Here is a 17,315-nt window from a genome sequence, read left to right as displayed (position 1 = left end):
TAGCTTTTTCCAAGAATGTAAAAAAAAAACACGAAAAACTATTTTACTCCTATTATATATATATCTAAATGTTTTGACAAATAAATATTTTCTTTTAAGTTTGAGTGTATCTAATTTAAAAGAAATGAAAAATCAAGAAAAGCTAATAAATCGACCACACTGTAAGCATTGTTGTTTACTAATAGAATTAATTCCATTTGATTGCAACATTTGTAATAACATACATTACTTCAAAGATGACAATATTTAACACATATACTGGGAATGCCATGCTCAATAATGCCTTGATGACAATTGAAGCATTAGGAAAGCTAGAAAATGTATCAGAAATCACCCCTGCTCTTTTGCTCGACTTATACAAGAAGCAAGATTTAAGGGCTATTAATAAGAGACTAAAAAGTTATACAATGCTCTTTAGCCTAAACAATCCTTTAGTTAATCCTGCTAAAAAACAAGATGATGCTGGGGAAAAAGCTTATCATCACCTATTGATAAATATACTAAATAATTTTGAGAACCAAGGCACAAAGATTTGTGAAATATCAGGATTACATTTTGAAAAATCTTTTGAAGATTTCTACAAAGATGAATTAGAAAGACAAAAAAATGCGCTTAAACTAAAGAAATTAGAGGCTAAAGAAGAAAAGAAACACATCGGTAATTTAGAAAATACAGATTTAACACTTAATAGAAGTTGGTTTCCTTTAATTGGTGGGTTAGGCTCTGATGCTCAAGCACTTCCACAAGCAAAATTTACTATACAAATTCATCCTATTTGCATAGTTATTATGCAGTTTTTACCTTTAGCTTCTTTACTTTATAAAGGTGGCATTTTACTTATTGATTCTTCAAACTTTGAATTTGCGAAAGAATTCATTGCTGACAATGTAAAGGATTTGCAAGATAGAATAGCTTTAGTTAGTAATACTGCTTCGATAGAAAACGTAAGAGACTACTCTAAAGGGAATTATTTGTTGAAAGCAATACAAATTCTTGAAAGGAAAGAGGTAGATGATGAGTATTCCGATTTGAATCTATGGAGTTTTTCAAATTCTGGAACAGGGGCCAGTTGTGAGATAGATAGAATCCCAAACTCATTAATTAAAAAACTCCTCAAATTATGTAGAAATCCAAGTGTTAGAATTGAAGTCAGAAATATTCTTAGTAAAAGTGAATCTGCTTACAGTTTTTTAGAATCTCTGGAAGATAATAAAGAATGGTGGCTCTTATATCCAAATAAGTTTGGTTCTGGTAAAAAAGCAACTCAATATGATGGTGTATCTGTAGATTTTTTAGAGAGTTACTTTAATATTATTGAAAGCCCAAAAAGCATTAAATATGCTCGTTATTTAGCTTACTTAGTAAACAAATATAAAACAAAGGCTTTTGAAAAATACTTATCAGATACTAGTGCATGGAATGAAAGAGAGTATAAATCAGATTTATACGTAGTATTAATAGAAGCTACTAAGAATGGGGAATGGAACTTCAGCCATCATTTACAGATTCTGGACGATAATAATGAAGTACCTATTAAAAACCATTTTTACAAACTAAATAAACTTATTCATTTCTACTATCAGAAAAAGATCTTTGATACTCTACTACCTGACATTAAAGAAGAATCATCTGAGACTTCAAAAATTTGTCAATGGCTTATTGCACTTATCCAAAATGATATAAGACAATCAAGTATAATAAAAGACTTGGTAAGTATTCAAGAATATAAATCTGTTAATTACCAAGGAGTATTTTTGAGAAACTCTGTTGACATCAATATTGAAAACATTCTATATGCTTTATATGATGATGAATTGAGACCTGCACGCTTTGCTATCAACGAAATTTTACATCTATATTTTCTTCAACCGAGTAGTACGGAATCTTTATCATATAAGCCTTTAGCTATATCTTCTGAATATAACATGGAAAATAAAATCCAAACATGGGTAGAAACGACACAAAATTTCAGTAAGGATTATAAAGATTATTATTTATTCAAATACAACAGCACTAAAAAGTTAGAACAGCAGATAAATAGTATTCCTGATAGCACCTCTCAATTTTTAAGTTGGTTCGAAGAAGCGATTGAAAAAACTAACGCATACTTAATTGAAAAAGAACCAACAAAGCAATGGTCTGACAACTTGTTGTATAATCCATATGGAGAATTTTCTCCCTCATTAGCCCGATTCATTTTTAAGTTTTCTATTCTCAAAAAAATAAATGAAGAATCATTATTAAATATAAACTAATTAAATTCTATGGGACAATTAAATAATATTACTGGTGCATTACTTATTGATGCTACCGCTGCATTTTTGAATGGTGCTGGTTTAGGCGTAGGTGAAGATAAAAACAAGGTAATTCCTAAAACATTTAAAGAAAAAGTTAATGGCCGTTTAGAAGAAGTTCCTTATGTTTCTGCTCAATCTTGGCGTCGTTGGCTTAGAAATACCACTAATGAAGAGAACAACTGGCAACCAAGTGACCTCAAAAGTATTAAGGAATCTGAAAAAGGTACAACTACTAAAATTGCGACTGAACTAAATCCAATTGATTTCCCTGAAGACGATTTATTTGGATACATGAAAAGTGGAGGCAAAGACGAAGAAAGCATTCAAAGAACTTCTCCTTTTAAAACCTCAATACTAAAGGGAATTAAAAATATGCGGGTATTGTCGACAGATGAAGCTTTTGTGCATTTGAAGGAAGGTACTCCTCTACCCTACTCAACCAGATTTTATTCAACACATTTAGAGGGCTTCTTCAATTTAGAATATTATCGTTTAGGAGTATTTGATAATTTAGGTAGCCATCAAGAATTATCAAAGGACTTAGTAGAAAAAAATGCCGATAACTTCGACGTATCCGATTTAAATGGGAAATTCAAGAGATATACATTAAAAGATGCTGAAAAAATTCGTAGAAATCATGCTTCAGGTTTACTAAAAGGGTTGGCTTTTTTACGTGGTGGAGCTAAACAATCAGCTTTTGGGTCTGATGTTGCTCCTAAGGTTTTAATTCTAGCTGGTTTAGAATCTGCCAATCCGGTTTTCAATAATCTATTTATTGGCACTGGAGAAAAGCCGATTTTAAATATTGAAGCTATTCAGCAAATAGCTAGTGATTACAAAGATAAATTAGCTACTCCAATTCATATAGGGATTCGTTCCGGTTATTTACAAAATGAGACAGAGGTAAAAGCCTTAGGTGAGGGTTTTATTATTGATTCTCCAATTGGTATTGTAAATCAATTCAACCAAAAATTCCTTATCAATGAATAAATTTTTAGAAGTTTATTTTACTGGTTGGACTGCAACCCCTCGAATGCCTTTTATTTTGTCAGGGAATGCTATTTGTTTACCAGTACCTACATACTCTATTCTTTTAGGTATTATTGGTTGTTGTTTGGGCAGAGTCGTTGACGCTCATGAAGTTTCTATAGGGTATCAATATTCATTTGATACAATAGGAACTGACCTTGAAACTCGGCAACGATTAGAATTTGATGGAAAGAAATTGAAGTCTCACTCAAAAGGCTCTGATGCATATGCCAGAGAGTTTCATGTAATGCCTAAACTGAAAATCTGGATAGACCGACTGGATTGGGAAGTCTACTTTAAAAACCCAATTGGCACACCATCTCTAGGAAGATCACAAGATATTCTTAAAATTGAGTATACCAAACAAATCGATGCTCAGCCAGTACAAACAACCAAGGTTTTTGGCTGTATGCTACCATTTACTCCCAAGCTTCAACTTGGGGGACAATTAATACAGTTAGCAGAAGCATTTTCAGAAAATGAAGAAATAGGGGGAGGAAGGAAGCCTACAAAAACAAGCATCTTTATGGCAATTCCTTCTGATAGCGTACAATTCTTAACAATGCCTAACTTATTTCAAACAATTGAAAAAGAGCCTGTTGGTTTCTATTTACATCAATTTTCGTCCTAAATAAATTCCTTTTCTAAAACTGGAATTAAAAATATATGATTGACTGGGATAAAATATTTGCAAAGAGTGATGAGGTTACTACTTTAGAAATGCATACACGTCATGTAATTACGGCAGGTATGAATCTAATTGAAAGGTTACCTTTTACAGCCGCTGAAAAGACTTATTGGAAAGAAAAACTTCTACGCTGTGCTATTTTACATGATTTAGGAAAACTACATTCGGATTTTCAGCGCAGACTCAATGGAGATAAAGATGTAAACATTCGTCATGAAATCATATCTCTATGGTTTTGTGAAAACTTTCTCAATTTACCAGAAGACGAACTTTTTGCGATTGCCACCCATCATAAAGGAATTATTAATGAGAGAAGTACGAAACGATTAGAAGATGCGGTATTAAAAGATGATATGGAATATCATTTTTCAAATGCCCGGCATCTACTTAATTATGAAACTCTTGTAAGTTGGTTAAAAGTATTTGATTATGATATAGATACATTTCAGAATCAACCTAATTCTCAAATACATAAGGAACGTATTAAAATACTTCGGGCATCACACCAGCATAAAGTAATTAATATCAAAGAAGAGAGGAAAAACCTATCTTTTATGAGGGCATTGTTGATTGCGTCTGATCATATTGGCTCTGCAAGAAAGGAAGAAAATATCCCTACTTATAAAAAAATTAATTTAAAAGACTTTCAACCGCAAAAGAATGGGCGTTTTTTTGAGTTTCGTGCATTTCAACAGAAAATGCAAGATATTATTTCAGATGCGATTCTTCATGCACCTACCGGCTCCGGAAAAACCGAAGCAGCTTTAAGTTGGGTATTGGTGAATCAAACAGAGAATGCACGTTTATTCTACTTATTGCCATATACCGCAAGTATTAATGCAATGGTAAAAAGACTATCTATTATTTATGGTGCAGATAAAGTAACGGCACTTCATTCCAAGACCTTAGATTTCTTTTATCAACAACTTGCCAATGAAGATTCAAACGTAGACAAAACATCAGTTGAAATAGCGCAAGAAGCGAGAAGTAAAAAGGCACTTTCAGCTGAACTTTTTTACCCTGTGAAAGTCGCAACTCTACATCAGATTTTAAGGACTTCTTTAAAAGGAAAAGGATGGGAGTTATCACTTTATGATTATAAAAATGCAATTTTTATCATTGATGAATTTCATACTTATGATGCTCTTCTGACAGGTCTACTTTTAGCAAGTATTAAACTATTCAGAAAGTTGTTTAATGCGAAATTCTTATTTATGTCGGCAACCATTCCAAATTTCATGTTAGACATAATCATTAAAGAAATTTTTGAAGGAGATTATACAAAACTAATAAGACCAAATCCACAAATAGAAAGTGATAAAGCTATTCTGGACAGAAAAAGACATATCTTATTTTGTCAGCCTGATAAATATATTTCAGATAGTGTTGAATTAATAAGAGAATATTTAGCAAAAGGCAAAAGTGTTTTAGTAATTGTAAATAACGTAAAAACAGCCCAGGACTTATACAAAACTATTGGCTTTAACAAGTCAGTAAGATTACTCCATAGTGGCTTTCATAAAAGAGACAGGAGTAAAATTGAGGAATCCATAACTCATGAAAATGAACAAGAACGGCCTCAATTGCTTATAGCCACGCAAGCTGTTGAAGTTAGTCTAGATATTGATTATGACATAGCTTTTATCGAGAATGCACCAATTGATGCTCTTATTCAACGGTTTGGGCGTGTAAATAGAGCAGGTAAAAAAGGCCAAGCTCCTGTTTTTCTATTTGAAAATATTACTGGCAATACTCCTTTTTATGATATTGAGGTTCTTTCACAAACTTGGACTTCTTTATATAAATTAGATAAGCAATCTCTATCAGAGCAAGATTTAATAGAAGTTTGTAATGATGTATATACTAATGGTTATAATAAAACACAAAACGAAGATTTTGAAAAAGGACTTTCAAACTCTACTATCAAAGACTATGAAGAAAACTGGATTGCTGGTGACTGGCGAGATTGGGTAGAAGATGCTATTGAAAGCAATAATAAGAAAATTGATGTTTTGTGTTATAACTTAATTACTCCATTCAAACAACACATTAAAAATAAAGAGTATATAGAAGCGAACCAACTACTCGTATCTGTATATTTTTATGAAGTAAAAGAGAAATTTATTGATGAAGAAAATAATGTTATAGTCGCCCAAAATTTATTCTACCACAATATAGTTGGGTATACACAATTAGGTGACACTTTTGATAGTATAAGTTTTTAAACCATGCCCATCACCGCTACCCTCATCAACTATCTTATGCTTTGCCCTCGGAAGGTTTGGCTGCATGCGCATGGCATCAGGATGGAGCATACTTCAGAGATAGTTGCTGAGGGTAAGTTAATCGGTCAGGAGAGTTACCCTCAACGTGCCGAACGCTGGACAGAGGTTGAGGCTTCGGGTACGCTTCCTTCTTCCGCTAATTCAATTCAACTAGCAGCAAAAATAGACTTTTTTGATGCGCAACGAGGCATTGTGCATGAGGTCAAGAAATCGGCGGCCAAAGAGCAAGCCCACATTGCGCAGGTTCAGTTTTATTTATATGTACTACGCCTCAACGACATCAAAGCAGAGTATGGCTTAATAGAGTATCCGAGGTTACGTTTAACGGAGAAGGTTAGCCTGACACCCGAAGATCAACTGCTGATAGAAGATCAGATTCTAAAGACCCACGAAATTGTAAATCAAGAGGCTTGTCCCGAGCGACTGCCTGTCAGCAAATGTAAATCTTGTAGTTTTTTTGAGTTTTGCTGGGTTGGAGAAGAATAAATTATATCATGAAAAAGACATACTATTTGTTTAATCCCGGCAGGATGTCACGCCGAGATAACACCCTCAGTTTTACACCTGTCGACGAGAATAACGTTGAGGGACAAACCCGCTATATTCCTATCGAGACCGTAGATAACATCTATTGTTTTGGGAGTTTAGATGCGAATTCGGCCTTGTATAATTTCTTAGGGAAAAATCATGTATCGGTACACTTTTTCGACTATTACGAACATTATACAGGCTCGTTTATGTCGAAAGATTATCTATTGGCCGGAAAAATGCAGATTGAACAAACGAAGTATTATACTTCAGATAAAAAACGACTGATAATTGCCCGTAAATTTATTGAGGGGGCTGCTTTTAATATGCTTAAGAATCTGAGTTATTATGCCAACAGAGGCAAAGACGTTGGTGATAGTATCGAGCGTATTACAAATTATCAGTTGTTGGTTAGTACTACTACCCGAATCGATGAATTGATGGGTATAGAAGGAAATATCCGACAGGCATATTACGCCGGATTCGACAAAATAATTAATGATTTTGAAATGGGTAGCAGAACCAAGCAACCACCCAATAACGAGATAAATACACTGATTTCGTTTGGTAACATGTTGTGTTATTCGGCCTGCCTCAGCCAGATTTATCATACACAGCTAAATCCAACTATTAGTTTTCTGCACGAGCCAGGTTACAGACGATATTCTTTAGCACTTGATATGGCCGAGATTTTCAAACCTATATTAATCGATAGAATTATATTTACGGTATTGAATAAACGTCAGATAAAAGCCAATGATTTCAGAAAAGAGTTGAATGCTTGTGTAATGAAAGATTCGGCCAGAAAGTTATTCGTGCAGACCTTTGAGGAGAAGCTGAAAGAGACATTCAAACACAGGAAATTGAGCCGGAATGTATCTTACAAGCATCTGATAAAACTCGAATGCTATAAGCTACAAAAGCATCTGTTAGGAATAGAAGAATACAAACCATTCAAGATGCTATGGTGATTTACTATCGGGACTACTATTTTTTGATTTCGGATATAAATTTTTAGCAAATGTATGTAATTTTGGTTTATGATATTGGTGAAAAGCGTGTCGGCAAGATGCTAAAGCACTGCCGAAAATACTTAAATTGGATACAGAATTCGGTATTTGAGGGCGAAATAACTGAAATCAAGCTAAAAGAAATGCTTGCCGGAGCAAAGAAAATAATCGACGAAGATAATGACAGCATTATTATATTTAAAAGTCGGCAAGAACGCTGGTTAGCAAAAGAAATTATAGGGATAGAGCGCATGACGACCGACAATTTTTTGTAGGCTGTGGTCGTCGGACACCACAAAAAATGTTCTTTGACATACTGAACAAACAACACATTAACCATAACTCGCTGATTATCAATGGTCGTCGATGTCCTAGTAAAATCATATTATTACACATCGACGACTTTTGGTTTGATTTTTATCACAAAAAACCTTTATTTTACGCACTACAAGCCGTTTTTCAAACGGCTCTCAATCGCACCATTTAGGAATTGAAACGCCAACAAAGCAAAACGCATGATGAACGGGCTTGAGCTCTCAATCGCACCATTTAGGAATTGAAACGTTCTGACGGACACCCTACTTTCAGAACAAGCAGTACTCTCAATCGCACCATTTAGGAATTGAAACGTGATAAGTTCTTTTGATTTGATGAATGCATTGGTTCTCTCAATCGCACCATTTAGGAATTGAAACCTTCATCTTCTAAGTCAGAAGTTTTTTCAACAATCCTCTCAATCGCACCATTTAGGAATTGAAACTAAAGTGGCACTGGTGCGGTTAGTTTATCAATTACGCTCTCTCAATCGCACCATTTAGGAATTGAAACGGGTTGATAATAACATCATATCCGTTCGCTTCGTATCTCTCAATCGCACCATTTAGGAATTGAAACTTATTTTTTACTTTTTGGATAATCAGGATATACCCTACTCTCAATCGCACCATTTAGGAATTGAAACTCAAAATGGAAGTTCCTGCGGCGATTTCGGGAGCAATCTCTCAATCGCACCATTTAGGAATTGAAACGATTTTCAGGAATGAAAACATACAAAGCCCTGGGCCTCTCAATCGCACCATTTAGGAATTGAAACCCGCAAGGCTGGGAACGTGCTTACAGGCCTTCGACCTCTCAATCGCACCATTTAGGAATTGAAACCTACTATGGCAGAGTTTACCGAGCCTCTCGACCTTACTCTCAATCGCACCATTTAGGAATTGAAACTCAGGGGGGCTGAATAAGGTTAAATTGAATAACGAAGCTCTCAATCGCACCATTTAGGAATTGAAACGTCGAAACTTTTAAGTATTGTATTTGATTGTTTTGGTCTCTCAATCGCACCATTTAGGAATTGAAACGCTCTGATTCTAACTTAGAGCTGTAACCTAACTGATACTCTCAATCGCACCATTTAGGAATTGAAACGTTCCTAATAACGTCACGATGGCGAGTATTTTTCCCTCTCAATCGCACCATTTAGGAATTGAAACATGGTTTTACGCCCGTCGCTCAGTCAGGTTTTGGGGCTCTCAATCGCACCATTTAGGAATTGAAACTTCATGCAACCCACATAACGGAAGCGGGGGACACCCTCTCTCAATCGCACCATTTAGGAATTGAAACAGGTTTTCAGGGCCTTGAGTTATTAGCTGAGGCCCTACTCTCAATCGCACCATTTAGGAATTGAAACTTAATTAAAAACAGTTGGGTTGTTAGAATATCTAAAACTCTCAATCGCACCATTTAGGAATTGAAACGATGTTTTTGAAAAAACCTATGAACTTGTTGTAGAACTCTCAATCGCACCATTTAGGAATTGAAACTTGAAGATGCACCTACCGGAGAAATTACAGACGCTTACTCTCAATCGCACCATTTAGGAATTGAAACAACCTTGTTATAATCTACCGAATGCCGGATACATACTCTCAATCGCACCATTTAGGAATTGAAACAAGAACTGTCTATTTCAACCTTAGCAATCACATGACTCTCAATCGCACCATTTAGGAATTGAAACAAGACCACTTAGTAAATTGGTCAGGCAAAGCAGATTCTCTCAATCGCACCATTTAGGAATTGAAACTTGCGACTTGCAAAGCCCGTGATATTTTATAACCCACTCTCAATCGCACCATTTAGGAATTGAAACCAACCGAAAATAATTGGGCTAATGTGGCAGAATCTCACTCTCAATCGCACCATTTAGGAATTGAAACGAAAATAGGGAATTTAATTAGAAACTTCCGTAGTTTCTCTCAATCGCACCATTTAGGAATTGAAACCAAGGAAGAGGCTTAAAAGCAGCTTCTTCAATAAAATTCTCTCAATCGCACCATTTAGGAATTGAAACATGCAATAGCCTACTACAATGGTAGTGGGGTATTATCTCTCAATCGCACCATTTAGGAATTGAAACAACTGTTTTTAATTAACGGAAATTTGTCCGTAGAAACTCTCAATCGCACCATTTAGGAATTGAAACTCTGAAAGAGAAACAGTTAACACAATCATATCTTCAACTCTCAATCGCACCATTTAGGAATTGAAACTACGATGATAGCAGGTGAGCGACATGGTATTAAGTCCTCTCAATCGCACCATTTAGGAATTGAAACTAGTGATAAATAGAATATCTTTTGCGCCATTTTCAACTCTCAATCGCACCATTTAGGAATTGAAACATGCAAAGCACCTGTTTTACAGCCGATACAGAAGCCCTCTCAATCGCACCATTTAGGAATTGAAACAAAGGCCTGCCTCAGAGCACTGGGTGAAAAAGGCCTGCTCTCAATCGCACCATTTAGGAATTGAAACTTGTTGTAGAAAAAAGTATTGGGTGTTGTTTTGGTCTCTCAATCGCACCATTTAGGAATTGAAACAAACCTGTTGGGATGCAGGGTTAAATTTGAAAAAAACTCTCAATCGCACCATTTAGGAATTGAAACTAGTATCTTTCAAGCTAATTTCCTTCAAACTCTTTCTCTCAATCGCACCATTTAGGAATTGAAACTATCTGAAACATTAGCAGTAAGCACCTTGCTCACATACTCTCAATCGCACCATTTAGGAATTGAAACGCTCCTATACCTACATTTCCCTCGATTGTAGCATTCTCTCAATCGCACCATTTAGGAATTGAAACTTGATGAAGAAGCGCAAAAGGTACAAGCTAAATTGGACTCTCAATCGCACCATTTAGGAATTGAAACGCAGTAGAAATTAAAGCATAATGGCAGTACAAGCCCTCTCAATCGCACCATTTAGGAATTGAAACATGGCGAAAATGTGGCAATACCTATCACATCGGCCCTCTCAATCGCACCATTTAGGAATTGAAACAAAAGCCAAAGAGTTGATTGCGGCCCGCACAGAAGCCTCTCAATCGCACCATTTAGGAATTGAAACCCGGTTGAGGGTACAATTGCAGCGCCTTTCATTAATTCTCTCAATCGCACCATTTAGGAATTGAAACTTTTCAATAGCTTTTCGTCCGCTCTCAATCATTCGACTCTCAATCGCACCATTTAGGAATTGAAACATTAAAAAAATGTGTTTTGGAATCATAAAGGTTTCTCTCTCAATCGCACCATTTAGGAATTGAAACATTCGTAAATGATAATGTCGGCGGTGGAGGCTCCGGGCTCTCAATCGCACCATTTAGGAATTGAAACTGAATCAGAAGATAATTATGTTTACTACATAAGTAACTCTCAATCGCACCATTTAGGAATTGAAACCAAAACCTATCCGATAGATAAATAGTATTGTAAAAGCCTCTCAATCGCACCATTTAGGAATTGAAACACTTATCAAGAGTGATAAAGACGAGCCTTATCTTTACTCTCAATCGCACCATTTAGGAATTGAAACCGATGCCTTAACGTTCGGGTTAGCAGACGCAAGCGTACTCTCAATCGCACCATTTAGGAATTGAAACTTTTCAATAGCTTTTCGTCCGCTCTCAATCATTCGACTCTCAATCGCACCATTTAGGAATTGAAACTTTATAGCGATTTGCAGCTGGCACGCCTGTTGCCGTCTCTCAATCGCACCATTTAGGAATTGAAACTTGGCTATTCTACCGACTTAATAACTTTTTACAACCCTCTCAATCGCACCATTTAGGAATTGAAACAATTTTGATTTGATAAGTTATGGGGCTTGGGTAATAACTCTCAATCGCACCATTTAGGAATTGAAACAAGAGAAAGTAGATATTTCTCAATCCATAGAGATAATCTCTCAATCGCACCATTTAGGAATTGAAACAGCTAAGGCTAACTGTAAATCATCAATTAAAGAAATCTCTCAATCGCACCATTTAGGAATTGAAACAATTTTGATTTGATAAGTTATGGGGCTTGGGTAATAACTCTCAATCGCACCATTTAGGAATTGAAACAAGAGAAAGTAGATATTTCTCAATCCATAGAGATAATCTCTCAATCGCACCATTTAGGAATTGAAACAGCTAAGGCTAACTGTAAATCATCAATTAAAGAAATCTCTCAATCGCACCATTTAGGAATTGAAACAATTTTGATTTGATAAGTTATGGGGCTTGGGTAATACTCTCAATCGCACCATTTAGGAATTGAAACTAGAAAGAATCTTTGAGCAGGCCGAAAATATCTATACTCTCAATCGCACCATTTAGGAATTGAAACTACGGAACTGCTATAACCCCAAACGTTTTGTAAAACACTCTCAATCGCACCATTTAGGAATTGAAACCCTGAAGCGAAGTTGTTAGGAAATGGGATGGACTTTCTCTCAATCGCACCATTTAGGAATTGAAACAAGCTAACCACGAGTTTTGCGTCTGGGTTTGCTGCTCTCTCAATCGCACCATTTAGGAATTGAAACACTGTTGAAAAATTGGCCGCAAACGATGGATTGTCCCTCTCAATCGCACCATTTAGGAATTGAAACTGCAATTATAGAGGTTAAGCAATTTAATCCTAGAAACTCTCAATCGCACCATTTAGGAATTGAAACATCTCAAACTGACCTTTACGTAGGGCTATTTTAGCGCTCTCAATCGCACCATTTAGGAATTGAAACATTACCACCCAATAGCCTTGTTTTCCGCCAATTGTACTCTCAATCGCACCATTTAGGAATTGAAACATTTGTGTGCGCATCAGCCTGATTGTCTCACTTGTACTCTCAATCGCACCATTTAGGAATTGAAACTTAAGGTGAAGACCGTCTACGACATGGCGCAGCCGGTTCTCTCAATCGCACCATTTAGGAATTGAAACAGTATTAATGTTCTTAAGGGTTTCTGTAAACATTTGCTCTCAATCGCACCATTTAGGAATTGAAACATTGAGGAGTGGGGAAAAGGCAAAGGCAAGCCTTATCTCTCAATCGCACCATTTAGGAATTGAAACTTCATCGTTTTCGGAGTCTCGAACTAATACTTTTTCCTCTCAATCGCACCATTTAGGAATTGAAACATTTGACTTATATCAGGGAATGCCGGGTTTTTGCCAACTCTCAATCGCACCATTTAGGAATTGAAACTTAGCTAACTTACTTACAGCAATAGCGGCAGAAGACGCTCTCAATCGCACCATTTAGGAATTGAAACAACAACTAACGGTACAAATTATGGAAAAATGTCAAACTCTCAATCGCACCATTTAGGAATTGAAACTATATTTCAACAAGTTCAGGAAATATTTTTGGAGGAACCTCTCAATCGCACCATTTAGGAATTGAAACTAAAATATTTGCTGAAAATACTGCTGGGCGTACTTGCCTCTCAATCGCACCATTTAGGAATTGAAACTAAAAGAGCGTGATGAGTGGAAAGCCAAGGCTGAGGCCTCTCAATCGCACCATTTAGGAATTGAAACTCTTGCGCAGATTATCCAACGCCGTTTCAAGCCCCACTCTCAATCGCACCATTTAGGAATTGAAACTCTTGCGCAGATTATCCAACGCCGTTTCAAGCCCCACTCTCAATCGCACCATTTAGGAATTGAAACTCTTGCGCAGATTATCCAACGCCGTTTCAAGCCCCACTCTCAATCGCACCATTTAGGAATTGAAACTCTTGCGCAGATTATCCAACGCCGTTTCAAGCCCCACTCTCAATCGCACCATTTAGGAATTGAAACGTTTTCGAAAGTGTTCGGGTATCTGATTATAAGTTTCTCTCAATCGCACCATTTAGGAATTGAAACCTTTGTAGGTTTCCGGCTTTTGTGTTTTAGCTAAGATCTCTCAATCGCACCATTTAGGAATTGAAACATAGATGTATGCATCTCGCTGTTTACTCCATCCGAACTCTCAATCGCACCATTTAGGAATTGAAACTCTGCTATCCCTGTTTTCTTTTCCTTTGCATTTTCTCTCTCAATCGCACCATTTAGGAATTGAAACAACACCTCTCGTGTACATACGCAATGCGTACCCGTTACTCTCAATCGCACCATTTAGGAATTGAAACATTTCGGGCACAATTAATAGGCTGGCAAAATTCACTCTCTCAATCGCACCATTTAGGAATTGAAACTATACTAAAACAACCTCGGATAATTCCTTTCCTAATCTCTCAATCGCACCATTTAGGAATTGAAACAATGCAACAGGCACACAAGCCTGAAACTCAACAATGCTCTCAATCGCACCATTTAGGAATTGAAACTTAATTGCGCCCGCTTTTTATTTGCGGCTGCTATTTCTCTCAATCGCACCATTTAGGAATTGAAACTTTGTGGATTTGATAACATTTTTGATAGTATCCTGTCTCTCAATCGCACCATTTAGGAATTGAAACAGTACCCGTGTCCGGGTAAAGGTGAGCTCATAGCGGTCTCTCAATCGCACCATTTAGGAATTGAAACTTTTTCCGCTAATAGGCATTCTATTTGTGCTCGGAACTCTCAATCGCACCATTTAGGAATTGAAACTTAAAATACAGGACACTATCTTTTACCCCTTTTGCTCTCTCAATCGCACCATTTAGGAATTGAAACATGTATCTAGTCTTTTGTCTTCTTCTCGTTGCCTCTCAATCGCACCATTTAGGAATTGAAACCACTTTCCACATCTCGCAGGCACAATTTCCCGTTCACTCTCAATCGCACCATTTAGGAATTGAAACATCTGCCGGGCAAGTACTTCAAGCGTGCCGGCTCAAGCTCTCAATCGCACCATTTAGGAATTGAAACTATCAAACTCGGCCGGATGGTTATTAGCACCAAAATACTCTCAATCGCACCATTTAGGAATTGAAACATGTGCCCGGCAATACCAGGCAACTGAGCTGTGAATCTCTCAATCGCACCATTTAGGAATTGAAACTGGCTTCGCTCTTGTAGTGTATGTATTGGTCTAGTCTCTCAATCGCACCATTTAGGAATTGAAACTACTATGATTGAGAGCTGCAAATAAGCTCCTACAATCTCCCAATCGCACCATTTAGGAATTGAAACGAGACATGGCACAGCAGCACCCGGACACGAAGCTACCCTCCCAATCGCACCATTTAGGAATTGAAACTATAGAAGTAGATGAAGATTGGTTGGCGAAAAAATACTCCCAATCGCACCATTTAGGAATTGAAACAAGTATTTGGCGTTTTGTTGCCTTGTAGAGTCAATAGCTCTCAATCGCACCATTTAGGAATTGAAACTAAAATCGCTAGTAATCCTATCCATCGGCCTATATGCTCTCAATCGCACCATTTAGGAATTGAAACAGGTGCAATCGGTGCTATTCAGGATAAAACAGTACTACTCTCAATCGCACCATTTAGGAATTGAAACAGAACTTTGACAACTGTATTAGTCTCAAATTCAACACTCTCAATCGCACCATTTAGGAATTGAAACCGTAAACGCAAAAAGATTATCACCTGTCAACACGGGTCTCTCAATCGCACCATTTAGGAATTGAAACAGTTTTCATATTGTTTGGTGTTCTTATAACTGTAAGCTCTCAATCGCACCATTTAGGAATTGAAACCATCGACCCCGTGTTACCTGTCTGTTTCCAGTTGTTCTCTCAATCGCACCATTTAGGAATTGAAACATAGTCGGCAGGCTGCAAGGTCGATATTTGAAGTTGCTCTCAATCGCACCATTTAGGAATTGAAACGACGTTGCGAAAATAGAAGCGCAAATGGCGGGGTATCTCTCAATCGCACCATTTAGGAATTGAAACTTTTTTATCTTCTTAAGCTCTTCTCTTTTAATATCTCTCTCAATCGCACCATTTAGGAATTGAAACATCTCTTCAACGTCCAATAGATAACGCATATAAATCCTCTCAATCGCACCATTTAGGAATTGAAACATCAATGTCATCACCTTTTATCTCATAGTCTACAACACTCTCAATCGCACCATTTAGGAATTGAAACAAAATATCAGCAATAGCAGTACCCACAGCGGCCGAACTCTCAATCGCACCATTTAGGAATTGAAACAAAATTGTACCTGTTTGTGTAGCTATCCATGCATTCTCTCAATCGCACCATTTAGGAATTGAAACTACTGGAGGGGTAAATTTACCCGGACTGATTGCAATACTCTCAATCGCACCATTTAGGAATTGAAACAGGTAAACTACTTAATACTAAATTTAGAGGTCCTCAACTCTCAATCGCACCATTTAGGAATTGAAACCCCGAAAGTGGCAATGGTACGATTGGAGTTTAAATTCTCTCAATCGCACCATTTAGGAATTGAAACTTTGGATTATTTGTCTCGCCCTTTTCTGGAATTTTTCTCTCAATCGCACCATTTAGGAATTGAAACATTTCACCCGTGGCAAAAATTAAAGCGTAGATATTGGCTCTCAATCGCACCATTTAGGAATTGAAACACCATAATTCATATTATACCCGACACACATATTATCCTCTCAATCGCACCATTTAGGAATTGAAACATCCATGCTTCTTTTAATATACCTTGTTTCCCATACTCTCAATCGCACCATTTAGGAATTGAAACTTGAAAGCTTATCATATTTGTCCAGAAGTGGGGTAACTCTCAATCGCACCATTTAGGAATTGAAACTGAACACAGGAGAACAAAAAGCAGATAAGCTGCAACTCTCAATCGCACCATTTAGGAATTGAAACTACTTTTTTGCCATCCAAGTATCCTTTCCAAGTTTTACTCTCAATCGCACCATTTAGGAATTGAAACTCGTTTGGTAGTTCGAAGATGGTTATTATCGGCAACCTCTCAATCGCACCATTTAGGAATTGAAACTACTGTCGCCATCAATCGTAAACACTATTTGGTCGCTCTCCCAATCGCACCATTTAGGAACTGAAACGTACTGTAATTGTTTTGCCAGGCCCGTACTGGCTGAGGAGCTCCCAATCGCACCATTTAGGAATTGAAACTGCTGTATGCGCCTAGATATGTTTTTTCAAACGTACCTCCCAATCGCACCATTTAGGAATTGAAACTCTATCCACGCCGCAATCTTTAGGCAAATTATCACC

At 36.9% G+C, this 17,315-nt stretch carries 7 protein-coding genes and 1 CRISPR repeat array (1 of these 8 running past the window's edge); all 7 genes read left to right on the top strand.

The window, feature by feature from the left end; all coding sequences use genetic code 11:
• Positions 1-236: 236 nt before the first annotated feature.
• From WAE64_RS04025 to cas2, 7 genes are read left to right on the top strand one after another with little or no spacing between them, the layout of a single operon-like run.
• Positions 237-2,255: a hypothetical protein gene (locus WAE64_RS04025; protein ID WP_340234868.1), complete on the top strand. Its 2,019-nt coding sequence runs from the start codon at positions 237-239 to the stop codon at positions 2,253-2,255.
• Positions 2,256-2,264: 9 nt separating this feature from the next.
• A complete protein-coding gene (gene cas7i / locus WAE64_RS04020) occupies positions 2,265-3,287 on the top strand; it encodes a type I-B CRISPR-associated protein Cas7/Cst2/DevR (RefSeq protein ID WP_340234866.1) in 1,023 nt (340 codons plus the stop codon).
• Positions 3,280-3,957 carry a Cas5 family CRISPR-associated protein gene (locus WAE64_RS04015; protein WP_340234864.1) on the top strand — a complete coding sequence of 226 codons (678 nt, stop codon included), beginning with the start codon at positions 3,280-3,282 and terminating at the stop codon, positions 3,955-3,957. The genes cas7i and WAE64_RS04015 overlap by 8 nt, the downstream gene beginning before the upstream one ends.
• A gap of 35 nt (positions 3,958-3,992) precedes the next feature.
• A complete protein-coding gene (gene cas3 / locus WAE64_RS04010) occupies positions 3,993-6,239 on the top strand; it encodes a CRISPR-associated helicase Cas3' (protein WP_340234862.1) in 2,247 nt (748 codons plus the stop codon).
• Positions 6,240-6,242: 3 nt separating this feature from the next.
• Positions 6,243-6,785: a CRISPR-associated protein Cas4 gene (cas4, locus tag WAE64_RS04005; protein ID WP_340234860.1), complete on the top strand. Its 543-nt coding sequence runs from the start codon at positions 6,243-6,245 to the stop codon at positions 6,783-6,785.
• 8 nt (positions 6,786-6,793) lie between these two features.
• Positions 6,794-7,798, top strand: a complete 1,005-nt coding sequence (gene cas1b, locus WAE64_RS04000; protein WP_340234859.1) for a type I-B CRISPR-associated endonuclease Cas1b — start codon at positions 6,794-6,796, stop codon at positions 7,796-7,798.
• A gap of 50 nt (positions 7,799-7,848) precedes the next feature.
• Positions 7,849-8,112, top strand: coding sequence for a CRISPR-associated endonuclease Cas2 (gene cas2 / locus WAE64_RS03995; RefSeq protein ID WP_340234858.1), 264 nt, complete (start codon positions 7,849-7,851; stop codon positions 8,110-8,112).
• Between the two features lie 192 nt (positions 8,113-8,304).
• Positions 8,305-17,315: a CRISPR direct-repeat array (repeat unit 30 nt; unit sequence CTCTCAATCGCACCATTTAGGAATTGAAAC); it runs 231 nt beyond the window's last position.

The organism is Emticicia soli, assembly GCF_037860775.1.
GTDB classification, from domain to species: Bacteria; Bacteroidota; Bacteroidia; order Cytophagales; family Spirosomataceae; genus Emticicia; species Emticicia soli.
Note: the sequence above shows the minus strand (reverse complement) of the source record. Positions and strands in the feature narration are given on the sequence as shown.